The following is a 26,334-nucleotide window of genomic DNA, read 5'->3' as shown; positions in this document are numbered from 1 at the left end:
TGCTGCGGGGACGGCGAGCGAAGTGCGCTCGCCTGAGGTGTTCGAATGGCCTGTTGAGCGGGAAACTCGTCAGCCAGGCTGGACGATCAGTTCGCCCGCCCGGCCGGGGATTTCGCCCCACGTCACAGGGTACGTGGGCAGCGTCGAGCGGTCCAGCGCCGCATGATAGTCGCCCATCGTGGCGAACGTGTGGCCCTGCGCGCGCCAGCCGTCCAGCAGTTGCTCGAATACCGGCGCGAGCTTCTGGCCTTCCAGTTCGGCGTGCAGCGTGAACACCTGATCGTGCGGATTGTTTTCGGTGTGACGCAGCATGTGCGCCGCCACGTTGCTCACATCGACGCCATCGACACCCAGCACTTCGTCGAGCGTCGGCAGCGTGGTGGGCATCTGGACGTGGTTGAGCGTGCGGCCGTCGAGCACCGGAATGTAGGGCGCGTGGCCGCGTCCGTCGGATGCGTAGCGCATGCCCCACGCGTCGATCTGCTCGAACGCGAAGCCGTTCATCTGCCAGCCGGCTGCGCCGTGCGTGACCGGCGGCGCGCCGAAAATTTCGATAAACCGCGCATGGCTCCGTTCCATCTGACTCGCGGTCCACGCGCGGTCGCGTGCGCGCACGTTGTCCTGCCAATACACGTGATCCCACGTATGGATGCCGCATTCGAAGCCGCTCTCGTGGATCGCGCGCATCTCGGCCATTGCGTTGCGTCCGATATCCGGACCGGGCAGCAGCACGCCGTACATCAGCGTCTTCACGCCGTAATGTTCGACGACCGACGTGCGCGACACTTTCTTCAGAAAGCCGGGCCGGAACACGCGGCGCAGCGCCCAGCCGGTGTGATCCGGCCCGAGGCTGAACAAAAACGTGGCGCGCGCGCCGAATTTGTCGAGCAGGCGCGCCAGGTTCGGCACGCCTTCACGCGTGCCGCGCAGCGTATCGACGTCGATTTTCAGGACAATGCGAGCCACGCTGGGTCCTTAGCTCGGCTGATCGACGAGCTTGCGGGCAGTCGCGACATCGCCGCGATACGCCTCGAAGATCTTCCTGAGCGCGTCGTCCATCGTGGCGAGCGGCTTCCAGTCGAGTTCCTGCATCGTGTTGTCGATCTTCGGGACGCGGTTCTGCACGTCCTGATAACCCGCGCCGTAATACGCGCCCGACGACGTTTCGACCAGTTGCACGGCTTGCGCGCTTTGCGTGTACTCGGGAATTTCGTTCGCGAGCTTGAGCATCATGTTCGCGAGTTCGCGCACCGAGAAGTTGTTGCTCGGATTGCCGATGTTGTAGATCTTGCCCGTCGCCACGCCGTCCTTGTTCTCGATGATCTTCATCAGCGCGCCGATGCCGTCGTCGATGTCGGTGAACGCGCGTTTTTGCGCGCCGCCGTCGACCAGGCTGATGTTCTCGCCGCGCACGATGTGGCCGAGGAACTGCGTGACCACGCGCGAGCTGCCTTCCTTCGGCGTGTAGATCGAGTCGAGGCCCGGGCCGATCCAGTTGAACGGACGGAACAGCGTGAAGTTGAGGCCCTCCATGCCGTAGCCCCAGATCACGCGGTCCATCAGCTGCTTCGAGCACGCGTAGATCCAGCGCGGCTTGTTGATCGGGCCGTAGGACAACTGCGACTCTTCCGGGTCGAATTGTTCGTCGGTACACATGCCATAGACTTCCGACGTCGACGGAAACACCAGATGCTTGCCGTACTTCACGGCCGACCGCACGATCGGCAGGTTCGCTTCGAAGTCCAGTTCGAACACACGCAGCGGCTGCTTCACGTAAGTCGCGGGCGTCGCGATCGCGACCAGCGGCAGGATCACGTCGCACTTCTTGACGTGATACTCGACCCATTCCTTGTTGATCGTGATATCGCCTTCGAAGAAGTGCATGCGCTCGTGGTTCGCGAGATCGCCCAGGCGGTCGGTTTGCATGTCCATGCCGAAAACTTCCCAGTCGGTCGTTTCGAGGATGCGCTTGGACAGGTGATGGCCGATGAAGCCGTTGACACCCAGAATCAGGACTTTTTTCATGAATGAGGAATGGATTGAGTGATTCGGCCGAACTCGGCGGGGCTGATGACGTGCTCCGCGCCGGTTTTCAGGTCCCGGTGCCGCAATTCACGGATGGCGATGACACGGCGATCGCCGCAAGCGCGGGTGCCGCAAGCGCGGGTGCCGCATACGCCGAACAGCGCATTATCTCTCACGTGCAAGCCCGCGGGCAAATCCGAGAGATGCTGTAAGCGCTCGGCGGGCAGGGCGGCCGGGCCGGTTTCCGGCACGAGCCGCGCGGCCGCGACGATAAACCGCTCGCCGTTGACGTCGGTGAAGGCGCCCGGATACGGCGGCGCGACCGCGCGCATGAGGTTGTAGACGCGCTCGGCCGGAAGCGTCCAGTCGATCCGGCCATCCTCCGGCTTGCGACCGCCGAAGTAGCTGCCCGCCGCGAGATCGTTCGGCAGATGCGGCGCCTCGCCCGCGAGCAGCGCGGGCAGCACGCGCCAGAGCGTCTGCTCGGCGGCGACCGTGGTTTTGTCGAAGACTTGGGCCGCGGTGTCGTCGGGGAGAATCGGCACGGGCGTTTGCGCGAGAATCGCGCCCGCGTCGGGCTTCGCGGCCATTTCGTGCAGCGTCGCGCCGGTTTCCGTCTCGCCGTTGAGCACTGCCCAGTTGGTCGGCACGCGGCCGCGATACTTCGGCAGCAACGAGCCGTGCATGTTGTACGCGCCGCGTTTCGCGAGCGCGAGCAGATCGACGGGCAGCATGTGCCGGTAGTAGAACGAGAAGATGTAATCCGGCGCCGCGCGGCTGACCGCTTCGAAGAGTTCGGGCGATTTCGGATCGGCGGGCGTCGTCACGTCGATACCATGCTCGGCCGCGACCGACGCCACGCTGCCGAACCAGATGTTCTCGGTCGGACTGTCCTCGTGCGTCACGACGAGCGTCACGTCCACGCCGCGCGCGAGCAGCGTTTGCAGGCAGCGCACGCCCACGTTGTGGTACGCGAAGACTACGGCGCGCGGCTTCATTGCGGCTCGTCCTCGCGCGTCACCGCGATAGTTTGCACGGCCTGCACCGCTTCCTGAACCGGCTGCGTGCGCGCCGGCAAGCCGTCGCGCTGTTCGAGAATGGTCTGCACGAGATAACGCGGCCGCGCGCGCACCTGCTGATAAATCCGCCCGATGTACTCGCCGAGCAGCCCGAGCGCGAAGATGATCACGCCGAGCATGAAGAACGTAATGGCGAACAGCGTGAACACACCTTCGACTTCCGCGCCGAACAGGAAGCGCCGGGCGAGCAGCAGGACGAACAGCCCAGCGGACCCGACCGAAAGAATCACGCCGATAAACGACAGCCATTGCAGCGGCACGACCGAAAAGCCGGTCACGAGGTCGAAATTCAGGCGAATCAGGCTGTAGAGCGAATACTTCGATTCACCCGCGAAACGCTCCTCGTGCGCGACATCCACTTCGATCGGATTCTGCGCGAACGTGTAGGCGAGCGCCGGAATGAACGTGTTGATTTCGCCGCAGCGGTTGATGGTGTCGACGATATGCCGGCTGTACGCGCGCAGCATGCAGCCCTGGTCGGTCATCTTGATATGCGTGATGCGCTCGCGCAGGCGGTTCATCAGCCGCGACGCCTTCTTGCGCCACAGGCTGTCCTGGCGCTGCTGGCGGATCGTGCCGACGTAGTCGTAGCCTTCGCGCATTTTCAGCACGAGCTTGCTGATTTCTTCGGGCGGATTTTGCAGATCGGCGTCGAGCGTCACGATGATCTCGCCGCGCGATTGCTCGAAGCCCGCAAGGATCGCCATGTGCTGGCCGTAGTTGCCGTTCAGCAGAATGACGCGCGTCGTGTCGGGGCGCACGTGGAATTGCTGCGCTAGCAGCGCCGCCGATTTATCGCGGCTGCCGTCGTTGATGAGGATCACCTCATAGGACGTGCCGAGCGCGTCGAGCGCCGGATACAGGCGCTCGAAAAGCGCGGCAAGGCCCGCTTCCTCGTTGTAGACCGGCACGACGACCGACAATTCGGGGTTCGTCGGGAGAAAATCGGTATGACTCATAGAGCGCTGGGTCCGCCAAGGTTTTAGGCTGTTGAGTTTAAACGCCGTATTGTTCGCAAATTTCATCGACGGCGCGGATCACGCGCGCGACGTCGTCCTGATTCATCAGCGTGAAAAGCGGCAGCGTCACGGTCGACGCGCCGTACTTTTCCGCGTGCGGGAACATGCCTTCGTGAAAGCCGCGCCCGCGATACAGCGTGAACAGATGCAGCGCCGGATAATGCACGCCCGTGCCGATCCCGCGTTCCTTCATCTGCGCCATGAACTCGGCGCGCGACAATTTCAGCCGGTCGAGCGGCAGCGCGATCTGGAACATGTGCCAGTTGCTGTCGGTGAAATTCGGCACTGGCATGCCGATGCCAAGATTCACCGCTGCGCCGTTCGCAAAACCCTCGAAATAAGCGCGGGCAAGCGCGCGGCGCTTTTCCGTAAAGCGTTCGACGTGTTTAAGCTGGCCCAGTCCGACGCGCGCGGCGACATCGGTCAAATTGTACTTTCCGCCGAGCAAATCGCAGTCCATGCCGTCGAAACCCGTGCGCGTGATGCCTTGCAGCCGGTATTTCTGCGCGAGGACCGCTTCCTCCTCGTTGTTCAGCACGAGCGCGCCGCCTTCGATCGACGTCACGTTCTTGTTCGCGTGGAAACTGAATGAGACGATATCGCCGAACGCGCCGATCTTCTGGCCGTTCCAGGTCGAGCCGAACGCCTGCGCGGCATCTTCGATCACCCGCAGATTGTGCGCGCGAGCGATCGCGTAGAGCCGGTCCATATCGACGGGCAGGCCCGCGAGATACACCGGCATGATCGCTTTCGTGCGCGGCGTGATGGCGGCCTCGAGCAGGTCGAGGTTCATGTTGCGCGTGACCGGGTCGATATCGACGAACACCGGCGTCGCGCCCACTTCCAGAATGACGTTGGAGGTGGAGACCCAGGTCATCGGCGTGGTGATGACTTCGTCGCCCGCGCCGACGCCCGCGATGCGCAGGCCGATTTCCATCGTCGCCGTGCCGGAATTGAACGAGCGCACCGGACGCCCGCCGCAATACGCCGACAATTCGGCTTCGAACTGCTGATTTTGCGGGCCGGTCGTGATCCAGCCCGAGCGCAATACGTCGACGACGCCCTGGATCGTTTCCTCGTCGAGTTCGGCGCGCACGAATGGCAGGAAGGGCTGCGTTGTCTGAGTCATGAACTGTCCGCTTAAAAGTAATGGGCGCGGCAAAATCAACCGCGCGCGAGCACCGCGACGCCGATGAGAATGATGCCGATGCCGATCAGGCGCTGCACCGACACCACTTCGCCGAACAGATACCACGCGGCGAACGCGTTGACGACATAGCCAAGCGAGAGCATCGGATACGCCACCGACACATCCACGCGCGACAATCCGACGATCCACACCACCACGCTGAATACGTAGCAGGTCAGACCGCCGATGATCGGCCACTGGGTCGCGATCTTCAAGCCGACCGGCAGGATGTTCGCGCGGCTGAATTCGAAATGGCCGACGGCGTTCACGCCCGCTTTCAGCAACAACTGCGCGCAGGCGTTCAACAATACGCCGATGACGATGCAAACAAAGGATATCGGGTTCATCGTGGACGGTGAATGGGTTCGTCGCCGGGCGCGGACGCGCCCGGTCGGGGAGGCAGAAGCGTTACGGTTTCTCGACGATCACCCGCCGCGCATCGCGCGCGATGACCTGCATCGGCACGTTCTGCGCCTTCAGTTGATCGTAGCGGTCGGGGTTCATCAGCGCGAACGCATGGGGGTCGGCGTTCCAGCGTTTGATCCAGTCGTCCATGGTCGGCACCCATTTTTGCGGCTCCGTCTCGACGCCGAAACGCAGTTCGTCGGCTTCCTGCACCATGATCATGGTGTGGCCGAGATAGAACGGCATCGTGTGGTCGAGTTTCGCGATCGAGTAGAACGGGGTATCGGCGGGAAGCTTTGCCATGGCGGCTTTCACGGCCGGGACGAGCTGCACGCCCGAGCTTTCCCGCCCGAACACGTCGTGCCCCGTTCCGGCAATCGTGCCGAGCAGCAGCCAGCCCGCGCCGAGCGAGACGGCGGCCGCCACCGCGCTTCGCCGGTTCAGCCAGACCGCGACGAGCGTGAACACGAAAGCCACCGCGAGCGCGGCGTAGACCCAGACCTGGAATTCGCGATAGAGCGCGTTCGGCGTGTGCGCGCTGCCGGCGTGGCCTAAGAAAATCGCGCCGAACGCGGCGGCGATCAGAAACACCGCGTAGCCGATCAAATGACGATGCCACTGCGCGCGCGTGACGAGCGGCAGATAAACGCCGATCACGAGCGCGAGCGCGGGCGCGATCGGCAGCGTGTACGACAGCAGCTTCGAATGCGAGGCGCTGAAAAACAGAAAGATGAACGCCGACCAGATCAGGAGCAGCGGCATCGGCGCGAAGCCGTTCGGCTGGCGCGGCACTTTCAGCGCGTGGCGCACGCTTTGAAACGAAATCGAGAGCCAGGGCAGAAAGCCGACGATCAGCACCGGCACGAAGTAATAGAACGCGCCGGGGCGGTTCTGCTCGGGCGTGAGATAGCGTTTGAACTGCTGGACGACAAAGAAAAAGTTGAAGAACTCGGGGTTCTTCATTTGTACGAGCACGAACCAGGGCGCGGAAATCGCGAAAAACACGATCAGCCCGCTGCCGATATAAAGCCGTTTCCACAGCGCCCAGTCGCGCGCGATCAGCGAATAAAGCACCAGCACTGCGCCCGGCAGAATCACGCCGATCAGTCCCTTCGACAACAGCGCGGCCGCCATGCCGGCCCAGCAGACCCACATCCACAGACGCACCGAACGCGCAGGCAGATCGGGGCGTTGCGCGAGCAGCAGCGCGCACAACGTGAGCTCCATCCAGAAGGACAGCGCCATGTCGAGCGTGTTGAAGTGGCCCATCAGGTTCCAGTACGGCGCGGTCGCGAGCACGACCGCCGCGCAGAAACCCGTCACGCAGTTGAAGACCCGCGCGCCGGTGAAGCCGACGAGCAGCACGCCCGCGAAGCCGGTGAGCGCCGTATAGAGGCGCGCCTGCCATTCGCCGATGCCGAACCACGCGAACGTGAGCGCGTTCGCCCAGGTCTGCAGCGGCGGTTTTTCGAAATACTTGTAGCCGTTGTAGCGCGGCGTGATCCAGTCGCCGGTCACGAACATCTCGCGCGCCATTTCAGCGTAGCGGCCTTCGTCGCTCGGAACGAGATGGCGCAGGCCAAGCGGCGCAAACCAGATGACGGCGAGCGCGAGGATCAGCAATAACAGCGAAAAGCGGGTGAGCGGCAGCCGCGTGGGCGTCTCGTTCATTGAAATCGACCTGTCCGATGCCGCGTGGCGGCGCTGAAAATGAAAGGGCGCGAGGGTGGGCGCGGCGGCCGCCTGGCGTCGAAAAAGTGTGGCATGCGCGGCGCTTCGTGAGCACGCGCGACGTCGGCGAACGACGCTGAAAGCTGGCGCTAAGCCTTATGCAGCCGCGCTTTCAGGCGTTGCCGAGCCAAAATTTCCACTCGGGCGGGAGTGTAGCGCAATGTACCGCGCGCTTGGCTTTTTTGGGACGGGATCGGGCGCTTAGGCATTCGCGCGTTTCATGCCGCCGATTGCGCGGGCATCGCCGCTCAAGCTTCGATCAACAACGCGGCGGCAACGCGGCGGCCTTCGGACATCAGGATATTGTAGGTGCGGCAGGCGGCGCCGAAATCCATCGTTTCCACGCCGATCCGTTGCTCGTTGAGCGCGGCGGTCAGGCGCGGATGCGGAAAGCGCAGGCGCGCGCCGCTGCCGAAAATCACCACTTCCGGCGCAGCTTCGACCAGCGCGGCGAAATGTTCGGCGGTGAGCGCGTCGAAGGAAGTCACCGGCCACGCGATAACCGGTTGCTCCGGCATCACGATAATGCTGCTCTCGTGGCGGACGAGATTGATCGCGACGTAGCCGGCGCCGTAACTCGTGATCGTGTTTAGCGCACCGGTGGATTCCTGGTGTAGTTTCAAATCGGTATTCCGGGAGACGGGTTGAAATGTGTGACCTGGATGACCCGCAAAGCCGCGGAGGTCGCCAGACCCAAGCGCGGCGAGACTCTCGCGCATTGCGGAAGTCGGTCGATATCCGCTAAATTATAACTTTTTAGCGATCGGGCGTGATTCGCCGGATGCTGTTCAGGCGCTCATATCCGTCTGTTCGGGCTTGAGAGGTGGAAGTGAACGTCGCCCGAAACCCGCCCCCGATTCGCCCACCGCCACAAGCGGCCGGCGCCTCGCAGTCCGCTCACTGACCGTTGGCATCGCACGCCGCCGGGCAGGCGTCCATCCGGCGCCGCGTGGGCATCGAGGGTTCGAACCTCGACACAAATACCCGACAAATACCCAATCGCGCTCCGGCGCGCGCAACGTTTACAATCGTGGGCTACCGGAACTGGACTTCGCACGATTCACGCGAACGCGTCCGGATCCGTCGTCGCCGTTATCAGCCAAGCCACTCAAAGCCAGAGCCGCCCGCCGTGAAACCGATTCTCAAGTCCAATAAGCTCCAAAACGTCTGCTACGACATTCGCGGCCCCGTGCTCGAACACGCGAAACGGCTCGAAGACGAGGGCCATCGGATCATCAAGCTCAATATCGGCAATCTGGCGGCGTTCGGCTTCGACGCGCCCGATGAAATCATCCAGGACATGATCCGCAATCTGCCCAGTTCGTCCGGCTATTCGGACTCGAAGGGCGTGTTCGCGGCGCGCAAGGCGATCATGCATTACACGCAGCAAAAGGGCGTGGCGGGCGTGGAGCTGGACGATATCTTCATCGGCAATGGCGCGTCCGAACTGATCGTGATGGCGATGCAGGGGCTGCTGAACGACGGCGACGAAGTGCTGCTGCCCGCGCCGGATTACCCGCTGTGGACGGCGGCGGTCAGCCTTTCGTCGGGCACGCCGGTGCATTATCTGTGCGACGAGGGCGCAGGCTGGATGCCCGATCTCGACGATATCCGCGCGAAAATCACGCCGAACACGCGCGCGATCGTCGTGATCAATCCGAACAACCCGACCGGCGCGCTGTATTCGGACGAACTGCTGCTGGAAATTATCGAACTCGCGCGCGAGCACGGCCTGATTATTTTCGCCGACGAGGTCTACGACAAGATCGTCTACGACGGCCGCGAGCACACGGCGATGGCCGCGCTGTCGGAGGACGTGCTCACCGTCACGTTCAACAGCCTGTCGAAAAGCTATCGTTCGTGCGGATACCGCGCGGGCTGGATGTTCATTTCGGGCCTGATCGAGGAAAACCGGCGGCGCGCGAACGATTACATCGAAGGGCTCGGCATTCTGGCTTCGATGCGCCTGTGCGCCAACGTGCCCGGCCAGTACGCCATTCAGACGGCGCTCGGCGGCTACCAGAGCATCAACGACCTGATCTTGCCGGGCGGGCGCCTCTTCAAGCAGCGCGAACTCGCCTACGACATGCTCACGGCCATTCCGGGCGTGACTTGCGTGAAACCGCAGGCTGCGCTCTACATGTTCCCGAAGCTCGACCCGAAGATGTACCCGATCGAGGACGACCAGCAGTTCATCACGGATCTCCTGCTCGAAGAACGCACGCTGCTCGTGCAGGGCACGGGCTTCAACTGGCCGGCAACGGACCATTTCCGCGTCGTGTTCCTGCCGAACGTCGACGATCTCGCGGATTCGATCAACCGCATCGCGCGTTTTCTCGACGGTTATCGCAAACGTCATTCCGCTTAACCCTTCACTAAAAGAACCACGCTGCATGGAACCGATCAAAGTTGGACTCTTGGGCTTCGGCACGGTCGGCAGCGGCACCTTTACGGTACTGCGCCGCAACCAGGAAGAAATCAAACGCCGCGCCGGTCGCGGCATCGAACTCACGCGCATCGCCGTGCGAACGCCGGCGAAGGCGCAGGCCGCCGCCGACGCGGGCATCGCGGTGACCGACGACTTCAACGCGGTCGTCGACGATCCTTCCATCGACATCGTGTGCGAGATGATCGGCGGCACGGGTATCGCGCGCGAGCTGGTGCTGCGCGCGATCAACAATCGCAAGCACGTCGTCACGGCCAACAAGGCGCTGCTCGCGGTGCACGGCAGCGAGATTTTCGAAGCCGCGCGCGCGAACGGCGTGATGGTCGCGTTCGAAGCGGCGGTGGCGGGCGGCATTCCGATCATCAAGGCGCTGCGCGAAGGGCTGACGGCGAACCGCATTCAGTACATCGCGGGCATCATCAACGGCACGACGAATTACATTTTGTCGGAGATGCGCGACCGCGGCCTCGACTTCGCGACCGCGCTGAAAGCCGCGCAGGATCTGGGTTACGCGGAAGCCGATCCGACCTTCGACATCGAAGGCGTCGACGCCGCGCACAAGGTCACGATCATGAGCGCGATCGCGTTCGGCGTGCCGGTGCAGTTCGACCGCGCTTACGTGGAAGGCATCAGCAAGCTGTCGGCCATCGACATTCGCTACGCCGGGGAACTCGGCTACCGCATCAAGCTGCTCGGCATCGCGCGGCGCACGGATAAAGGTATCGAGTTACGCACGCACCCGACGCTGATCCCGGAAAAGCGCCTGCTCGCGAACGTCGAAGGCGCGATGAACGCGGTGGTCGTGCACGGCGATGCGGTGGGCACGACGCTTTACTACGGCAAGGGCGCGGGCGCGGAACCGACCGCTTCGGCTGTCGTGGCGGATCTCGTGGACGTGACGCGCCTGCATACGGCGGACCCCGAACATCGCGTGCCGCATCTCGCCTTCCAGCCGGACAGCCTCGCGAACACGCCGATCCTGTCCATCGACGAAGTGACGAGCAGCTACTACCTGCGCCTGCGCGTGGCGGATGTGACCGGCGTGCTCGCCAATATCACGCGCATTCTCGCGGACAAGGGCATTTCCATCGACGCGTTGCTGCAGAAGGAATCCGAGCACGTTGACGGCGAGAACAAGGGCGAAACCGACATCATCCTGATCACGCACGAAACGGTCGAAAAGGACATCAACGCGGCCATCGCGACGATCGAGGCGCTGTCCACGGTGGTGTCGAAAGTGACGAAGCTGCGCATGGAATCGCTCGACTAAGGCAAACAGGGCACTAAGGCACATATGAACTACCTCTCAACGCGCGGCGCAGGCCGGGACGAGCGCCACACGTTTTCCGACATCCTGCTCGGCGGTCTCGCGAAAGACGGCGGGCTGTATCTGCCTGCCGAGTATCCGAAAGTCAGCGCCGACGAACTCGCGCGCTGGCGCACGCTGTCCTACGCGGATCTCGCGTTCGAAGTGCTGTCGAAATTCAGCGACGACATTCCCGCCGCCGATCTGCGTTCGCTCACGAGCCGCACCTACACGGCGCAGGTCTACAGCAACGTGCGCGATGCCGAAAGCGCCGCGCAGATCACGCCGCTGAAAACGCTCGGCGTCGAGAACGGCACGACCGTTTCGTTGCTGGAATTGTCGAACGGGCCAACGCTCGCGTTCAAGGACATGGCGATGCAGTTGCTCGGCAACCTGTTCGAATACACGCTCGCCAAGCACGGCGAGACGCTCAACATTCTGGGCGCGACGTCGGGCGACACCGGCAGCGCCGCCGAATACGCGATGCGCGGCAAGACCGGCGTGCGCGTGTTCATGTTGTCGCCGCACAAGAAGATGAGCGCGTTCCAGACGGCGCAGATGTTCTCGCTGCAGGACCCGAACATCTTCAATCTGGCGGTCGAAGGCAACTTCGACCACTGCCAGGACATCGTGAAAGCGGTTTCGAACGACCACGCGTTCAAGGCGGCGAACAAGATCGGTACGGTCAATTCGATCAACTGGGCGCGCGTCGTGGCGCAGGTCGTGTATTACTTCAAGGGCTATTTCGCCGCGACCAAAACGAACGACGAACGCGTGTCGTTCGCCGTGCCGTCGGGCAATTTCGGCAACGTCTGCGCGGGTCACATCGCGCGGATGATGGGTCTGCCGATCGAACGGCTCGTCGTCGCGACGAACGAGAACGACGTGCTCGACGAGTTTTTCCGCACGGGCGTGTACCGCGTGCGTACGGCCGCCGAGACGTATCACACGACCAGCCCGAGCATGGATATCTCGAAAGCATCGAATTTCGAGCGTTTCGTGTTCGATCTGCTCGGCCGCGATCCGGCGCGCGTGCTGCAACTGTTCCACGACGTCGAGGAAAAGGGCGGCTTCGACCTCGCGGCCAGCGGCGATTTCCCGCGCGTCAAGGAATTCGGCTTCGTGTCGGGGCGCAGCAGCCATGCGGACCGCGTGGACACGATCCGCGACGTTTTCTCGCGCTATCACACGATGATCGACACGCACACGGCGGATGGCCTGAAAGTCGCGCGGGAACATCTGACGCCGGGCGTGCCGATGGTCGTCCTCGAAACGGCGCAGCCGATCAAGTTCGGCGAGACGATCCGCGAGGCGCTGGAACGCGAGCCGGAACGGCCGGCCGCCTTCGAGGGACTTGAAAAACTGCCACAAAGGTTCGATATCGTTCCTGCGGACGCGAACGTGGTGAAAGCGTTTATCGCCGATCGCATCTGACGCTTTTTCTGGATGGATTGCAGGGCGCGGGGACGCGGCGGAGACGCCACGTCCCCGCCGCGCTTGGGTCGTCGGGCGCTGCGCTCGTTTCGGCGCATCTGCGCGTATACCCCCGCAAACCATCCCAAAAACTGCTAAAATACTAGGTTTTTCGCCGTAACATCATTCAAAAGGACGCGCTGTGCTGTCTACTGCCAATATCACCATGCAATTCGGGCCGAAGCCCCTCTTCGAGAACATTTCGGTCAAGTTCGGAGAAGGAAATCGCTACGGCCTGATCGGGGCGAACGGCTGCGGCAAGTCGACCTTCATGAAGATTCTCGGCGGCGATCTGGAGCAAAGCTCCGGCACCGTGATGCTCGAACCGAACGTGCGCCTGGGCAAGCTCCGCCAGGACCAGTTCGCGTATGAGGACATGCGCGTGCTCGACGTCGTGATGATGGGCCACACCGAAATGTGGGCCGCGATGACCGAGCGCGACGCGATCTACGCGAACCCGGACGCCACCGACGACGACTACATGCGCGCCGCCGACCTCGAAGCGAAATTCGCCGAGTACGACGGCTACACGGCTGAGGCGCGCGCGGGCGAACTGCTGCTCGGCATCGGCATCGCGATCGCCGATCACAACGGGCCGATGAGCAACGTGGCGCCGGGCTGGAAGCTGCGCGTGCTGCTCGCGCAGGCGCTGTTCTCGAAGCCGGACGTGCTGCTGCTCGACGAGCCGACCAACAATCTGGACATCAACTCGATTCGCTGGCTCGAGGACGTACTGAATCAGTACAACTCGACCATGATCATCATTTCGCACGATCGACACTTCCTGAACCAGGTCTGCACGCACATGGCGGACATGGATTACGGCACGCTGAAGGTCTATCCGGGCAATTACGACGACTACATGCTGGCGTCGGCGCAAGCGCGCGAGCGGCAGGCCAACGCGAACCAGAAGGCGAAGGATCGCGTGGCCGACCTGCAGGACTTCGTGCGCCGCTTCTCGGCGAACAAGTCGAAGGCGCGTCAGGCGACCAGCCGCGCGAAGCAGATCGACAAGATCAAGATCGAGGAATTCAAGCCGTCCTCGCGTCAGAATCCGTTCATCCGTTTCGAATTCGAGAAGAAACTGCACAATATCGCGGTGGTCGCGGACAGCATTACGAAGAAATACGACCGCACGATCTTCAATCACTTTTCGTTGAGCGTGCAGCCGGGCGAGCGGATCGCGATCATCGGCGAGAACGGCGCGGGCAAGACCACGCTGCTGAAGTCGCTGAAGGGCGCGGTCGAACTCGATGGCGGCACGGTGAAGTGGGCGGAGAACGCGAGCGTCGGTTACATGCCGCAGGACACCTACGAAGAGTTTCCGAAGGACGAGACGCTGACCGACTGGGTCGATCAGTATCGTCAGGACGGCGACGACGACCAGATGGTGCGCGGCACGCTCGGCCGGCTGCTCTTCAACGCCGACGATATCCGCAAGTCGGTCAAGGTGCTGTCGGGCGGTGAAAAAGGCCGCATGATCTGGGGCAAGCTGATGCTCGGCCGCCACAACGTCATGCTGATGGACGAGCCGACCAACCACATGGACATGGAGTCGATCGAATCGCTCCAGATCGCGCTCGAAAAGTACGACGGCACGCTGATTTTCGTCTCGCACGACCGTGAGTTCGTGAACGGGCTGGCGAACCGGATTATCGAAGTGCGCAACGACGGCACGCTGCGCGATTTCGGCGGCACCTACGAGGAATTCTTGTCGAGCCAGGGCATTCAGTAAGCGCCTGCGCTGCTTCGGCTTTAGAACGGCCCGCTTCGTGAGAAGCGGGCCGTTTTGCTTCGAGCGGTCTCTTTAATCAAAGATGGAAAGCCGCGCGGCCGAACGCCGCGACCGGCCGCTAGTACGGGATTCGTTGATCTGACGCAAAACCGCGTGCGCGCGATCGGTCAAGATCGCCGGATTATTTAGATCCAGGAGCGTCCATGAGCGCTGAAGCAACGCTGAAAATCCGAGGCCGCGCGCTGCTGCCGATCATCCAGGGCGCGATGGGCGTCGGCGTTTCAGCTCATCGGCTCGCGGGCGCGGTCGCGCGCGAGAACGGCATGGGCACCATCGCGAGTATCGACTTGCGTCATCACCATCCCGATTTGCTCGCGCGTTGCGCCGGGCATCCCGAACGCGAAACGCTCGAAGCGGCCAACCAGGAAGCGCTCCGGCGCGAAATCCGCGCGGCGAAAGCGTTGAGCGAAGGGCGCGGCATGATCGCCGTGAACGTGATGCGCGCGGTTAGTTCGTATCCGGATTCCGTGCGGACGGCGTGCGAGGCCGGCGCGGATGCCATCGTGGTGGGCGCGGGTCTGCCGCTCGATTTGCCCGATTTGACCGAAGGCGCTGACATTGCGCTGATCCCGATTCTGTCGGACAGCCGCGGTATCGCGCTGATCGTGAAAAAGTGGATGAAAAAGAACCGCTTGCCCGACGCGATCGTGATCGAACATCCGGCGCACGCGGGCGGTCACCTCGGCGTGGCGAGCGTGGACGATATCGGCGACGCGCGTTTCGACTTCCGGCGGGTGATCGACGAGACGCTGGCGACCTTCAAGACGCTCGGCATCGCGGCCGGACAGATTCCGCTGATCGTGGCGGGCGGCGTCAATAGCCATCAGGCGTTTCGCGCATGCATGGACGCGGGCGCGTCGGGCGTGCAGCTTGGCACCGCGTTCGCCGTGACGGAGGAAGGCGACGCGCATCCGTCGTTCAAGCGCGTTCTGGCCGAGGCGACGCCGGAGGATATCGTCGAATTCGTGAGCGTGACCGGCTTGCCGGCGCGCGCGGTGAGAACGCCGTGGCTCGACCGCTATTTGCGTAACGAGACGCGCATCCGCACGAAAATCGGCGCGCGCAAGCAGGCTTGTCCGACCAAACTCGAATGTCTGAACGTGTGCGGCCTGCGCGACGGCATCGAAAAGTTCGGGCACTTTTGCATCGATACGCGGCTCGCGGCGGCGTTGCGCGGCGATGTATCGACGGGACTGTTCTTTCGCGGACGCGAGGCGTTGCCATTCGGCACCGCGATCCGCAGCGTGCGCGAGTTATTCGATTTTCTGCTGGCCCGCCACGCGGTAGCCGCGTGAGCGCTTAAAGACGGTCGTTGCGGAACCGCATCGCCGTGCCTTCACGGGTGATGCGGACCCAGATCTGGCGCTTTTCCTCGTCGGAGAGGAATACCCAGTTGGAGACTTCCATCGCAGTGCGGCCGCAACCTTTGCAGACGTCGTCGAAGAGGGTCGAGCAGACGCCGATGCACGGGCTGTCGGGCAAGTCGTGAAGATTCGATGACATAAAAAACCGGGTAAGGAACGACGAAGCGCCGAAACGTGCGGTATGGAAAGCCGCGCGTTTCGGCGCTTCGTCGTTTCAGGAAAACAAAAAGACTCAGCGGGCGATACTGTAGCCGATGCGGGCGATCCAGTGGTGGCGCTGGTTGTAATCCAGAATATCCTCGCCGTATCCGTTGAAATAGCCCACCCACACGTAGCCGCCCCAGGCGCTGTTGATGAGCTTCGCGAGCGGATAAGTCAATTGCGCATCGACACTGCCGTACCACGACTTCGTACCCTTGCGCAGCGTCGCGGCGAGCTGCGCGCCATCCGGACTTCCATATTTGACCAGAAAGTCGACGTAACCGCGGTAATCGGCGATGTCTTCGTTGCCGCTTTTCGTGATGTAGTAATAAAACTTCGGCGACAGTGTCAGGTGGTTCGCGTTGAGATCGCCGAATTCCCAGGTCGGGCGCACGAACGCGATATTGATCGCGCGCGATTCGTCGCCGCTCTTGCCGTTCGACTCGTGGCCGATCCCCGCCATCACGCCCATGCGCGTGAAAAGCGGGCTCTTCCAGCCGGTGTCCTCCAGGTAGTAGAACAGTTGCGGCTGGTAGCTGGTGTCGCGAAACGGCGCGGAATCGGCCGACAAATCCCAGATCGACGTTTGCGTATAGCCGAAATACAGGTTGTCGAGGAGGCTTTGCGAACGCGGATCGTCGGGCAAATGCAGCCGGTATTTAAAGCTGAACTGGAATTTCGCGAGGTTGTCGCCGTTCTGGCCATCGCCGAAATACATCGGCTCGAAGGTCGAGAAGCGGCCGCTCAGCATGCGATCGACTGGCGTCGTCGGGATGGCGGCGGTGTCGGCTGCGGCGGTCGCGGCGGCAAGTTGCGTCGGGTTCGCGGCCTGCGTTTCGGCGTGCTCGGCGGCGACCACCTGAGCCTGACTCTCGCCGCGATTGAGCGTCACGAGCATCGGCGACGAATCGAAGCCCACGGGATCGATCTTCACCACGCCGCGCGCCGATTCCGGCCACGGCGCGCTGAAACGCACGCGTCGGTATTGGCCGGGGCGCAGTGTCAGCGTGTCGCCGGCTTTTGGATCGCGTGTGAGCGCGAGCGGGAGCGGCGCGACGTCGCCGTTGGTCAGCGTGACGTTCAGTTGCTTCGGAACTTCGACGGTGAGCGGTTTGGCGCCGTCGTCGGTGTAGAGCAGGGTGATTTCGAGCGGCTGCTGCGCGGCGGCTTCCCGCGCTGGCTGGATCACGGCGACCGTCGCTTCTGCCGTACCCGACCATGAAAGCGCGGCGAGCGTGGCCGCGCAGAGCACGTTGGGCAATTTTCGATACGACGTTCGATGCGAGGTGAAGCGGGAATGCGAAGAGCCGCGAGCCATGAAAACGAGTGTCCTTGATGCTGGAAGGCTGATTAGAGGCAGATCCAAAAGCGCCGTTGAGTGCGACGCTTGACGCCCGCAAAGAAAAAGACAACGGCCGCCGGCGGCACGCCGGCGAAGCCGAGGCAGTGAGCAAGCAGGAATCGGGCCAAATCGGTAAAGATTAACGAAGTGGCGGATTTTGAAGGGTGTGCGTGCTTAAAGCATGACTTCGGCAACGCGACCGCGTGCCGGGTTTTGTAGAAACGCACAGTTTGTTGAAGTTTTCGCGGACCGCGCGGTAGAACCTTCAACGCGCATCTGATCGAACGGTGGCCGCTTATCCGCCCACCAGCTGCCACAGCAGCGCGGCGTTCAGCAAAACGATCACCCCCGCGCAGCCCCACGCCAGCACGAGCGGGATCCGGGCAACCCGCCAGCGTCCCATCAGCCCGGCATCGGAGGCAAAGCGGACGAGTGGAATCACCGCGAGCGGCAGTTGCAGGCTCAGCACGACCTGGCTCGCGACCAGCAACTCGTTCGATCCATGCGGCCCGAACGCGCCGACCGCGAGCAGCGCCGGTCCGATCGCGAGGCCGCGCGTGAGCAGCGCGCGCGCCCAGCGGGCGAGTCGCAGGCGCAGGAATCCCTCCATCACGGCTTGTCCGGCGAGCGTGCCGGTCACGGTCGCGTTCAATCCGCACGCGAGCAGCGCCGCCGCGAAGAAAATGCTGGCCCAATGGCTGCCGACCAGCGGCGCGATCAGCCGGTGGGCATCGGCGAGATCGGTCACTTCCGTGTTGCCGCTCGCGTGAAACACCGCCGCCGCGACGATCAACAGCGACGCGTTCACCGTAAATGCCAGCGAGAGCGACGCGAAGGTATCGATATTCACGCCGGTGAGAGCGTCGGAGATGGATTGATCGTCGCCGGGACGGGCGTGCTCCTTGACGAGCGCGGAGTGCAGATACAGGTTGTGCGGCATGACGGTCGCGCCGAGGATGCCGGCGGCGAGCCAGATCATGCCCGCGTCGCGCAGCAGTTCCTTCGGCGGCGCGAGTCCGGCCAGCGCCTCATGCCAAGCGGGATGCGCAAGCGCCAGCTCGACGACAAAGCAAAAGCCGACAAAGAAAATCAGCGCCGTGACGACGATCTGCAACGGCCGGCGGCCGCGGCTTTGCAGCGCGAGCATCGCGAACGTGCCGATGGCCGACATCAGCACGCCGACCGTCAGCGAGACGCCCAGCAGCAATTGCAACGCAACCGCGCTGCCGACGACTTCGGCGACATCGCACGCGATGATCGCGATTTCGCTGGTGATCCAGAGAAAAATGGTGGTGCGGCGGCTGTAGCGCTGCCGGCACAGTTGCGCGAGATCCTGTCCGGTCACGACGCCGACCCGCGACGCCACCCATTGCAGCAGCATCCCCATCAGGCTCGCGAGCAGCACGACGCTCAATAACTGGTAGCCGTATTTCGCGCCGCCGCCGAGCGCGGTGGCCCAATTGCCGGGATCCATATAGCCGACCGCGACCAGCGCGCCCGCGCCGATGAACGAGAACCAGCGTCCACGCGGCGCGCCGGGCCGGCCACAGCCGACGTCGTCGCGCGGTGGATCGCGCTCGGACGGCGGGCCGTCGGTGGGGCTGAGCGGCGTGAGGGCGGACGGATTGGTGTTCATTGCGGATCGGAGCCCTGGGTAGCGGAGGTTGCGAAAACGTTCGTAGCGCACTGATGAAGCGAGACCGCAAAAAGTCCGATCAGGTAACAACCCGCGAGGGCTGTCAGTCCGGTTAGCCTGTCGAGGCAAATGATCGCCAAGTCGCGATGCGTCGAAAATCTGGCTTCAATCTGGCTTCAATCAGCGCGGCGCGTTTCGAAGTGACTTAGGCAAACCGAGCAATGACTGTTCCGCCCTGGCTATTCGATCCGAGATCCGCACGGGACGCAGCCGGCCGTGCGCGGCTTAATGCCGCTCGATGCCGCTCAATGCCGCTCAATGCCGCTCACACACGCCGACCCCGCGTCCCGCACCGAGAACCCCGATATTGACATTACGCAGCATGATGCGGGTTTGGTTTCACTTTCGGCAGTGGGGTTTTTAAGATACTGGAGCGACTTTTTGTTCGGGTCGGCGGGAGTGTCGGGCGAGGGCGGGAAAGAGACACGAGAGACGCCACATCCGCCCCCGTTTAACGCTAAAATGCGCCGTTTTTCACGCGACGCGACCGGCCTCGGACAATTGGCGCGCGGAGACGCGAAAATGCTTCCTTGCGCCGGGCCGGTCAGCGTCGGTTGCGCGGGCTGAGCCTTGATCGGCAAGGCCCGCGCGGTCACGACGCCGTGTGCACTTCACGCGACAGAAACCCAAGAAAAGTTTTTTGGCGGCGAGACGTTTAATGGTAGTTTTCGGGTTTTTGGGAAGCTCTTGCATGCCGGGCCGTATCGGCCACGGATGCACGGCGTCACGAGGTTGGATAGTCAGTCCAGCAGCCGATAGGAAGGGGAAATCGAGATGAAAGAAAAAATGGCGGGCCGGCTTGCCGCGTTGGTGATTGGTGGTGCGCTGGTGGCGGCTTTCCCGCTCGCGGCATCGGCGAAAGATACGCAGCTCAACGTGTACAACTGGTCGGACTATATCGCCAAGGACACGATCCCCAACTTCACCAAGCAGACCGGCGTCAAGGTCCGCTACGACAACTACGATAGCGACGACACGCTGCAAGCCAAGCTGCTCACGGGCAACTCGGGCTACGACGTCGTCGCACCGACCAGCAATTACGCGGGCAAGCAGATTGCCGCGGGCATTTTCGCGCCGCTCGATAAATCCAAGCTCCCGAACCTCAAGTATCTCGACCCCGACCTGATGAAGCTCGTCGCGGGCGCGGATCCGGGCAACCAGTACTCGGTGCCCTGGGCGTACGGCACGACCGGTCTCGGTTACAACGTGAACAAGGCGCAGCAACTGCTCGGCAAGAACGTGCCGCTCGATAGCTGGGACGTGCTGTTCAAACCCGAAAACATTTCGAAGCTGAAAAGCTGCGGCGTTTCCGTGCTCGACGCGCCGGACCAGATGTTCGCCGCCGCGCTGCACTACATGGGCCGCGATCCGATGAGCACGAATCCGGCGGATTATCGCGACGCGCTCGCGATGCTCAAGAAAATCCGTCCGTACATCACGCAGTTCAATTCGTCCGGTTATATCAACGATCTCGTGGGCGGCGACGTGTGCTTCGCCTACGGCTGGTCGGGCGACGTGGTGATCGCGAAGCATCGCGCGGTCGAGGCGAAGAAGCCGTACAAGGTCGAGTATTACATTCCGAAGGGCGGCGCCCCGGTGTGGTTCGACGTGATGGCGATTCCGAAGGACGCGAAGAACAAGGAAGCGGCGCACGAGTGGATCAACTATATCGAGACGCCGCAGGTTCACGCCGCGATCACGAACGCCGTCTATTACCCGAGCGCGAATCTGGAAGCGCGCAAGTACGTGGACAAGGACGTCGCGAACGATCCGGCCGTGTATCCGCCGCAGGACGTGATCAAGACGCTGTTCCTTCTGAAGCCGCTGCCGCCGGAAATCCAGCGTCTGCAGACGCGGCTCTGGACCGAACTGAAATCGGGCCGGTAGTCACGCTGAGCACGCATCGCTCAAGCGTCGTATTTTGATTCACAATGCGAAGCCCCTGGTCCGCCGGGGGCTTTGTCTATCGCCGGGCGGTGTTTTTTCCTTTGCACGCCGGCGTGTCCGCAAAACGTTAATGTGTTCCTGACATGATTCCCGAGGAGTCAGACAGCCAATCATGAATGAGCAGTCGAGCGCAGTCCAAGCAACGCCCAATGGCGATGGCCGCAAGCGCGAGCCAAGCATGTCCACCGGTTTTAACGTGGACAATTTTGTGCAGATCGTCGATGTCGTGAAGAAGTTCGGCGAGACGGCCGCGGTGAAGGGCGTCAATCTGTCGGTGAAGAAAGGCGAGCTATTTGCGTTGCTCGGCAGTTCGGGATGCGGCAAGTCCACCTTGCTGCGCATGCTCGCGGGGCTGGAGAGCGTCACGTCGGGGCAGATTCTGATCGACGGTGAGGATCTCGCGAAGCTGCCGCCGTATCAGCGTCCGGTCAACATGATGTTCCAGTCGTATGCGCTTTTTCCGCACATGACGGTGGAAGCGAACGTCGCGTTCGGACTGAAGCAGGAAGGCGTGCGCGGCGAGGAACTGAAGGAGCGCGTGGACGCGGCGCTCAAGCTCGTGCAGATGGGCCGCTACGGCGCGCGCAAGCCGCATCAGTTATCGGGCGGCCAGCAGCAGCGCGTCGCGCTCGCGCGCAGTCTGGTGAAGCGGCCGAAGCTGCTGCTGCTCGACGAGCCGATGTCCGCGCTCGACAAGCAGATCCGCCAGCGCACGCAGATGGAACTCGTCAATATTCTCGATCAGGTCGGCGTCACCTGCATCATGGTCACGCACGATCAGGAAGAAGCCATGACGATGGCAGGGCGGATCGCCGTGATGAGCGAGGGCGAGATCGTCCAGATCGGCGCGCCGAACGAGGTGTACGAATATCCGAACAGCCGCTTCACGGCGGAATTTATCGGTTCGACCAATCTGTTCGAAGGCCGCACGGTCGAGGATGAACCGGATCACGTGTTCGTCGAGTCGCCGGAACTGCCGGTGCGCATGTACGTGAATCACGGCATTACCGGGCCGCTCGGGATGCCACTGACCATTTCCGTGCGTCCGGAGCGGATCGCTCTGATGCGCAAGCCGCCCGAAGGCGCGTACAACTGGGGCCGCGGGACGGTATCGAATATCGCCTACATGGGCGGCTATTCGCTTTATCACGTGAAACTCGACAGCGGCAAGATCGTGGTGGCGAACGTGTCGAGCCTCGCGCTCGGCGAAATCGACTCGCCGACCTGGGGCGACGAGGTGTACGTGCGCTGGAGCGCGTCGGCCGGCGTGGTGCTGACATCATGAAGTTGACGCCCTGGCAGGCCTTCACGCGCCGCTACGGACTGACCGGCCGCACGGCGGTCGTGGCCGGTCCGTTTTTCTGGCTGCTGCTGTTCTTTTTCGTGCCGTTCCTGCTGGTCGTCAAGATCAGCTTCGCCGATTTGCGTCTCGGCATTCCGCCTTATACGGAACTGACCACGATCAAGGACGGCATCCTTAATATCGCGCTCGATTTTTCGCATTACGCGTTTCTGGTGACGGACAGCCTGTATTTCGCCACCTATATGAATTCGCTATTGGTGGCGGGCGTATCCACGTTGCTGTGTCTGATAATCGGCTATCCGATGGCGTATTACATCGCGCGCTCGAATCCGGCGACTCGCAATGTATTGATGATGGCCGTCATGCTGCCGTTCTGGACGTCGTTCCTGATTCGAGTCTATGCGTGGATCGGCATTCTCAAGAATAACGGATTACTGAATAACTTCCTGATGTCGATTGGTTTGATTCATTCGCCGATTGAGCTTTATCACACGAATATCGCGGTGTATATCGGCATGGTGTATTCGTATTTGCCGTTTCTCGTGATGCCGCTTTATGCGCATCTCGTGAAAATGGATCTGACCTTGCTGGAAGCGGCGCACGACCTCGGCGCCAAGCCTTGGAAAGCGTTCGTGCAAATCACGCTGCCGCTGTCGAAGAACGGGATTATCGCGGGATGTCTGCTGGTGTTTATTCCGGCGGTCGGCGAATACGTGATTCCGGAACTGCTCGGCGGCGCGGATACGCTGATGATCGGCCGCGTCATGTGGAACGAGTTCTTCGATAATGCCGACTGGCCGATGGCGTCCGCCGTGACCTGCGCAATGGTATTACTGCTCCTGGTGCCGATGGCGCTGTTCCAATATTTCCAGGCGAAGCAACTGGAGCAGAAGCGATGATCCAGCCTAATCGCACGCTTCAGGTGACCGCGCTCGGACTCGGTTTTATGTTTCTCTACATTCCGATTATCAGCCTGGTCGTTTATTCGTTTAACGATTCGCAACTGGTTACGGTCTGGACGGAGTTTTCGCTGCGCTGGTACAAGGCGCTTCTCCAGGACGACGAACTCATCAGCGCCGCGTGGCTGTCGCTGCGCGTGGCGTTGCTGACCGCGTGCGCGTCGGTGGTGATCGGCACGTGGGCGGGCTTCGTGCTCGCGCGGATGGGACGCTTTCGCGGTTTCACGCTCTACACCGGCATGATCAACGCGCCGCTCGTGATTCCCGAAGTCATTCAGGGCATTTCGCTGCTGCTGCTGTTCGTCGAGATGGGCAAGCTGTTCGGCTGGCCAGCGGGGCGCGGCATTTTCACGATCTGGATCGGCCACGTGATGCTGTGCATCTCGTATGTCGCGATCATCGTGGAATCGCGGGTGCGCGAACTCAATCCGTCACTGGAGGAGGCCGCGCTCGATCTCGGCGCGACGCCGTTGCGGGTATTTTTCTCGATCACTCTGCCGCTGATTTCGCAAGCGCTGGTGGCGGGCTGGCTGCTCTCGTTCACGCTGTCGATCGACGATCTCGTGCTGTCGGCGTTCCTGTCCGGTCCCGGTTCGACCACGCTCCCGCTCGTCGTGTTCTCGCGCGTGCGACTCGGGCTGAACCCCGAGATGAACGCGCTGGCGACGTTGTTTATCGCCGTCGTGACGGTGGGCGTGGTGCTCGCGAATTACTTCATGCAGCGTAGCGAGAAGCGGCGGCTGGCGGGCGTGCTGTAGCACGCGCCGCCCGCTGCTCCGGGCGCGACATCAAGCGCTGGCGAGATGCCGCGAGAACGTCGATGAATCGATGTTCGTGCCGCACAGCAGAACACCCACGCGGCGGCCTTCCAGCCGCTCGCGCAACGGACCGAGCAAGGCGGCGGTCGCCGCTGCGCAGGCCGGTTCGACGGCCAGTTTCAGTTCGTTGAACAGATGCAGCATCGAGCGGCGCAACTCCGCGTCCGTCACGGTGACGAGCGCGTCGATATGCCGCCGGCACAACTGGTAGCTGTATTCCTCGGTGTGCGGCGCGGAAAGCGAATCGGCGATGCTGTACATCGCGGTCATCTTCACCGTCCGGTTCGCCGCGAAACTCTGGCTCATCACGTCGGCGCCGCCCGGCTCGACACCGTAAATGTGGATCGACGGATTCGCGAGCCGCATGGCGGTCGCGACGCCGGCCGCGAGCCCGCCGCCGCCGATCGGCAGGATCACCGCCTCCAGATCCGGCGCCTGCTGCGCCCATTCGTAACCGAGCGTCGCCGTGCCGAGGACGGTCCGGTAACCGTTGAACGGATGCACGAAATACCGGCCTTCCTCCGCCTCGATCCGCCGCACGATCTCGAACGCCTCCACGTGCGTATCCGCCAGCACGATTTCCGCGCCGTATCGGCGGCAGAGTGCGACGCGCGTCGGACTGGCCGCGCGCATCATCACGACCTTCGCGCTCATGCCGAGCCGCATCGCCGCATACGCGACGGCCACCGCGTGATTGCCCGCCGACACGCACGTCGCGCCCGCGTTGCGCTCGCTTTCGCTCAACGCAAGCAGGTTCGAGAACGCGCCGCGCGCCTTGAACGTTCCGCTTGCCTGCAGCAATTCGAATTTGAACGTGATCGGCGTGGCGTCGAGCGTCGGAAAATCGCGCCGCTCGAAGACAGGCGTGCGCGACACCCACGGCGCGAGCGCCGCGTGCTGCTCGGCGATGGCGTCGAGCGACGGGATCGGCGTGCCGTCGATGGTGTGGTCGGTATGCGGCAGTTCAGTGGACATGGTTCTGTTCGAGCGTAATCAGCGCGGCTCTGCTTCGACCGACATGCTGTGGATGAATTTGCCGAGAAACGCTTCGCAGGCGGCGAGTTGTTCGAGCGACACGTACTCGTTCGCCTTGTGCGCCTGTTCGATGTTGCCCGGTCCGCACACGATGCTCGGCACGCCCGCGAGCGCGAACAAGCCGGCTTCGGTGCCGTAGGCGACCTTGCGCTTCTCGCGGTTCTCGGTCAGCGCGCGCACGAGCTGCGTGATGGCGGCTTGCTCGGATGCGTCGAGGCCCGGCGCGGCGGCGATCCTGGAAAATTCGATTGCCGCGTTCGCGTGTTCTTTCTGCATCTTCGGCAGCAGCGTGTCGCGTGCGTAGCTTTCGATGCGCTTGAAGATGGTGTCGGGATCCAGCGTCGGCAGGTTGCGGAATTCGAACGCGAAATTGCACTCGGCGGGCACCGTGTTTACCGCATTGCCGCCGCTGATCGTGCTGGTCTGGCCGGTGGTGAAGGGCACGTCGTAGAGTTCGTCGAACGGGCCGTTTGCACGGAATTCGTCGGTCAGGTCGCGGATGAAGCAGATCAGCCGCGCCGCGTATTCGATTGCGTTCAGGCCCTTCGGCGTCAGCGACGAATGCGCCGCGAAGCCGCGCACGCAACAGTTATAAACGTTGATGCCCTTGTGCGCGATCACGGGTCGCATGCTGGTCGGCTCGCCGACGATACAGCCGTCCGGCGACAAGCCGCGCTTTTGCAAATCCGCGATCAAGAGCGGCGCGCCCGCGCAGCCGATTTCTTCGTCGAAGGAAAACGCGAAGTGAATCGGGCGCGCGAGTTTCGTCGCCTGCATCTTCGGCAGGAGCGCGAGCGCCGTGCCGATAAAACCCTTCATGTCGCACGTGCCGCGGCCGTAGAGCAAGCCGTCGCGAATCTCGGGCTTGAATGGGTCGCTGTCCCATTTCTGGCCGTCCACCGGCACGACGTCCGTGTGACCCGACAGCACGATGCCGCCGTCGGTCGCGCCGTCGTGCGCGGGCACGGTCGCGAAGAGGTTGGCCCACTGGCCGCGCTGGTCGGTGGTGATCGTGGATTCGATGCCTGCGGCGCGCAATTCGTCGCGCACCGTTTCGATCAGCGCGAGGTTCGGATTGCGGCTGACCGTGTCGAACGAGACGAGACGTTCGATCCACGGCAGCGCAGCTAAGGTTTCACGCGTGGCTTCGGTCGGTTCGGCGATAGGTGTCATGGTGTGCTCCCGCAAATGAGTCATGTGT

At 62.7% G+C, this 26,334-nt stretch carries 22 protein-coding genes; 9 read left to right on the top strand and 13 right to left on the bottom strand.

What is annotated here, in order from left to right; all coding sequences use genetic code 11:
* Positions 1-69: 69 nt before the first annotated feature.
* The 8 genes from AC3D25_RS08950 to AC3D25_RS08915 form a co-directional block, all read right to left on the bottom strand.
* On the bottom strand, positions 70-966 hold the full coding sequence (locus AC3D25_RS08950; protein WP_488888059.1) for a polysaccharide deacetylase family protein: 897 nt from the start codon (positions 964-966) through the stop codon (positions 70-72).
* Positions 967-975: 9 nt separating this feature from the next.
* Positions 976-2,025: a bifunctional UDP-4-keto-pentose/UDP-xylose synthase gene (locus AC3D25_RS08945; protein WP_488888058.1), complete on the bottom strand. Its 1,050-nt coding sequence runs from the start codon at positions 2,023-2,025 to the stop codon at positions 976-978.
* Complete coding sequence (locus tag AC3D25_RS08940) at positions 2,022-3,023, bottom strand: formyltransferase (RefSeq protein WP_488888057.1); 1,002 nt, start codon at positions 3,021-3,023, stop codon at positions 2,022-2,024. Before AC3D25_RS08940 ends, AC3D25_RS08945 begins: the two co-directional genes overlap by 4 nt.
* On the bottom strand, positions 3,020-4,063 hold the full coding sequence (locus AC3D25_RS08935; RefSeq protein WP_488888056.1) for a glycosyltransferase: 1,044 nt from the start codon (positions 4,061-4,063) through the stop codon (positions 3,020-3,022). Before AC3D25_RS08935 ends, AC3D25_RS08940 begins: the two co-directional genes overlap by 4 nt.
* Positions 4,064-4,100: 37 nt before the next feature.
* Complete coding sequence (locus AC3D25_RS08930) at positions 4,101-5,252, bottom strand: DegT/DnrJ/EryC1/StrS family aminotransferase (RefSeq protein WP_488888055.1); 1,152 nt, start codon at positions 5,250-5,252, stop codon at positions 4,101-4,103.
* A gap of 35 nt (positions 5,253-5,287) precedes the next feature.
* Positions 5,288-5,659 carry an SMR family transporter gene (locus AC3D25_RS08925; RefSeq protein ID WP_488888054.1) on the bottom strand — a complete coding sequence of 124 codons (372 nt, stop codon included), beginning with the start codon at positions 5,657-5,659 and terminating at the stop codon, positions 5,288-5,290.
* Positions 5,660-5,720: 61 nt separating this feature from the next.
* On the bottom strand, positions 5,721-7,388 hold the full coding sequence (locus tag AC3D25_RS08920; protein ID WP_488888053.1) for a glycosyltransferase family 39 protein: 1,668 nt from the start codon (positions 7,386-7,388) through the stop codon (positions 5,721-5,723).
* A gap of 308 nt (positions 7,389-7,696) precedes the next feature.
* The gene (locus AC3D25_RS08915) at positions 7,697-8,071 is read right to left on the bottom strand and encodes an Mth938-like domain-containing protein (protein ID WP_488888052.1); all 375 of its coding nucleotides are present in this window, start codon (positions 8,069-8,071) and stop codon (positions 7,697-7,699) included.
* Positions 8,072-8,577: 506 nt separating this feature from the next.
* On the opposite strand from AC3D25_RS08915, the gene AC3D25_RS08910 reads away from it, so the two are divergent.
* The 5 genes from AC3D25_RS08910 (at position 8,578) to AC3D25_RS08890 (ending at position 15,763) form a co-directional block, all read left to right on the top strand.
* Positions 8,578-9,816 carry a pyridoxal phosphate-dependent aminotransferase gene (locus AC3D25_RS08910; RefSeq protein ID WP_488888051.1) on the top strand — a complete coding sequence of 413 codons (1,239 nt, stop codon included), beginning with the start codon at positions 8,578-8,580 and terminating at the stop codon, positions 9,814-9,816.
* 25 nt (positions 9,817-9,841) lie between these two features.
* The gene (locus AC3D25_RS08905; protein WP_488888050.1) at positions 9,842-11,164 is read left to right on the top strand and encodes a homoserine dehydrogenase; all 1,323 of its coding nucleotides are present in this window, start codon (positions 9,842-9,844) and stop codon (positions 11,162-11,164) included.
* Between the two features lie 24 nt (positions 11,165-11,188).
* Positions 11,189-12,634: a threonine synthase gene (gene thrC / locus AC3D25_RS08900; protein WP_488888049.1), complete on the top strand. Its 1,446-nt coding sequence runs from the start codon at positions 11,189-11,191 to the stop codon at positions 12,632-12,634.
* 181 nt (positions 12,635-12,815) lie between these two features.
* Complete coding sequence (locus AC3D25_RS08895) at positions 12,816-14,408, top strand: ABC-F family ATPase (protein WP_488888048.1); 1,593 nt, start codon at positions 12,816-12,818, stop codon at positions 14,406-14,408.
* Between the two features lie 203 nt (positions 14,409-14,611).
* Positions 14,612-15,763, top strand: a complete 1,152-nt coding sequence (locus AC3D25_RS08890) for an NAD(P)H-dependent flavin oxidoreductase (protein ID WP_488888047.1) — start codon at positions 14,612-14,614, stop codon at positions 15,761-15,763.
* Positions 15,764-15,767: 4 nt separating this feature from the next.
* Here AC3D25_RS08890 and AC3D25_RS08885 read toward each other — a convergent pair whose 3' ends face one another.
* From AC3D25_RS08885 to AC3D25_RS08875, 3 genes are all read right to left on the bottom strand, one after another.
* Complete coding sequence (locus tag AC3D25_RS08885; protein ID WP_488888046.1) at positions 15,768-15,971, bottom strand: DUF1289 domain-containing protein; 204 nt, start codon at positions 15,969-15,971, stop codon at positions 15,768-15,770.
* A 93-nt stretch (positions 15,972-16,064) separates the two neighbouring features.
* Positions 16,065-17,351 carry a phospholipase A gene (locus AC3D25_RS08880; protein WP_488888045.1) on the bottom strand — a complete coding sequence of 429 codons (1,287 nt, stop codon included), beginning with the start codon at positions 17,349-17,351 and terminating at the stop codon, positions 16,065-16,067.
* 319 nt (positions 17,352-17,670) lie between these two features.
* On the bottom strand, positions 17,671-19,011 hold the full coding sequence (locus AC3D25_RS08875; protein ID WP_488888044.1) for an Nramp family divalent metal transporter: 1,341 nt from the start codon (positions 19,009-19,011) through the stop codon (positions 17,671-17,673).
* Positions 19,012-19,845: 834 nt separating this feature from the next.
* On the opposite strand from AC3D25_RS08875, the gene AC3D25_RS08870 reads away from it, so the two are divergent.
* The 4 genes from AC3D25_RS08870 to AC3D25_RS08855 all read left to right on the top strand — a co-directional run bounded on the left by AC3D25_RS08870 (position 19,846) and on the right by AC3D25_RS08855 (position 24,038).
* Positions 19,846-20,958 carry a polyamine ABC transporter substrate-binding protein gene (locus AC3D25_RS08870; RefSeq protein ID WP_488888043.1) on the top strand — a complete coding sequence of 371 codons (1,113 nt, stop codon included), beginning with the start codon at positions 19,846-19,848 and terminating at the stop codon, positions 20,956-20,958.
* Positions 20,959-21,130: 172 nt separating this feature from the next.
* Entirely contained in the window at positions 21,131-22,303 is a 1,173-nt protein-coding gene (locus tag AC3D25_RS08865; RefSeq protein WP_488888042.1) for an ABC transporter ATP-binding protein, read from the top strand.
* Entirely contained in the window at positions 22,300-23,220 is a 921-nt protein-coding gene (locus tag AC3D25_RS08860; RefSeq protein WP_488888041.1) for an ABC transporter permease subunit, read from the top strand. The genes AC3D25_RS08865 and AC3D25_RS08860 overlap by 4 nt, the downstream gene beginning before the upstream one ends.
* Positions 23,220-24,038: an ABC transporter permease subunit gene (locus AC3D25_RS08855; protein ID WP_488889646.1), complete on the top strand. Its 819-nt coding sequence runs from the start codon at positions 23,220-23,222 to the stop codon at positions 24,036-24,038. The genes AC3D25_RS08860 and AC3D25_RS08855 overlap by 1 nt, the downstream gene beginning before the upstream one ends.
* A gap of 30 nt (positions 24,039-24,068) precedes the next feature.
* On the opposite strand, the gene AC3D25_RS08850 is transcribed toward AC3D25_RS08855, so the two are convergent.
* Together AC3D25_RS08850 and argE are read right to left on the bottom strand one after the other, a co-directional pair.
* Positions 24,069-25,073 (bottom strand): threonine/serine dehydratase family protein, encoded by a 1,005-nt coding sequence (locus tag AC3D25_RS08850; RefSeq protein ID WP_488888040.1) that lies wholly within the window; start codon positions 25,071-25,073, stop codon positions 24,069-24,071.
* An 18-nt stretch (positions 25,074-25,091) separates the two neighbouring features.
* Positions 25,092-26,306 carry an acetylornithine deacetylase gene (gene argE / locus AC3D25_RS08845; RefSeq protein WP_488888039.1) on the bottom strand — a complete coding sequence of 405 codons (1,215 nt, stop codon included), beginning with the start codon at positions 26,304-26,306 and terminating at the stop codon, positions 25,092-25,094.
* Positions 26,307-26,334 lie beyond the last annotated feature (28 nt).

This window comes from Caballeronia sp. SL1002 (assembly GCF_057814995.1).
Note: the sequence above shows the minus strand (reverse complement) of the source record. Positions and strands in the feature narration are given on the sequence as shown.

What these genes read in the sequence shown, in the direction of transcription:
- AC3D25_RS08905 (WP_488888050.1), top strand. Translation starts at nt 9,842, where the DNA reads ATGGAACCGATCAAAGTTGGACTCTTGGGCTTCGGCACGGTCGGCAGC.
- AC3D25_RS08885 (WP_488888046.1), bottom strand. Translation starts at nt 15,971, where the DNA reads ATGTCATCGAATCTTCACGACTTGCCCGACAGCCCGTGCATCGGCGTC.
- AC3D25_RS08940 (WP_488888057.1), bottom strand. Translation starts at nt 3,023, where the DNA reads ATGAAGCCGCGCGCCGTAGTCTTCGCGTACCACAACGTGGGCGTGCGC.
- AC3D25_RS08880 (WP_488888045.1), bottom strand. Translation starts at nt 17,351, where the DNA reads ATGGCTCGCGGCTCTTCGCATTCCCGCTTCACCTCGCATCGAACGTCG.
- AC3D25_RS08935 (WP_488888056.1), bottom strand. Translation starts at nt 4,063, where the DNA reads ATGAGTCATACCGATTTTCTCCCGACGAACCCCGAATTGTCGGTCGTC.
- AC3D25_RS08860 (WP_488888041.1), top strand. Translation starts at nt 22,300, where the DNA reads ATGAAGTTGACGCCCTGGCAGGCCTTCACGCGCCGCTACGGACTGACC.
- AC3D25_RS08865 (WP_488888042.1), top strand. Translation starts at nt 21,131, where the DNA reads ATGAATGAGCAGTCGAGCGCAGTCCAAGCAACGCCCAATGGCGATGGC.
- thrC (WP_488888049.1), top strand. Translation starts at nt 11,189, where the DNA reads ATGAACTACCTCTCAACGCGCGGCGCAGGCCGGGACGAGCGCCACACG.
- AC3D25_RS08890 (WP_488888047.1), top strand. Translation starts at nt 14,612, where the DNA reads ATGAGCGCTGAAGCAACGCTGAAAATCCGAGGCCGCGCGCTGCTGCCG.
- AC3D25_RS08945 (WP_488888058.1), bottom strand. Translation starts at nt 2,025, where the DNA reads ATGAAAAAAGTCCTGATTCTGGGTGTCAACGGCTTCATCGGCCATCAC.
- AC3D25_RS08925 (WP_488888054.1), bottom strand. Translation starts at nt 5,659, where the DNA reads ATGAACCCGATATCCTTTGTTTGCATCGTCATCGGCGTATTGTTGAAC.
- AC3D25_RS08920 (WP_488888053.1), bottom strand. Translation starts at nt 7,388, where the DNA reads ATGAACGAGACGCCCACGCGGCTGCCGCTCACCCGCTTTTCGCTGTTA.
- argE (WP_488888039.1), bottom strand. Translation starts at nt 26,306, where the DNA reads ATGACACCTATCGCCGAACCGACCGAAGCCACGCGTGAAACCTTAGCT.
- AC3D25_RS08875 (WP_488888044.1), bottom strand. Translation starts at nt 19,011, where the DNA reads ATGAACACCAATCCGTCCGCCCTCACGCCGCTCAGCCCCACCGACGGC.
- AC3D25_RS08870 (WP_488888043.1), top strand. Translation starts at nt 19,846, where the DNA reads ATGAAAGAAAAAATGGCGGGCCGGCTTGCCGCGTTGGTGATTGGTGGT.
- AC3D25_RS08850 (WP_488888040.1), bottom strand. Translation starts at nt 25,073, where the DNA reads ATGTCCACTGAACTGCCGCATACCGACCACACCATCGACGGCACGCCG.
- AC3D25_RS08930 (WP_488888055.1), bottom strand. Translation starts at nt 5,252, where the DNA reads ATGACTCAGACAACGCAGCCCTTCCTGCCATTCGTGCGCGCCGAACTC.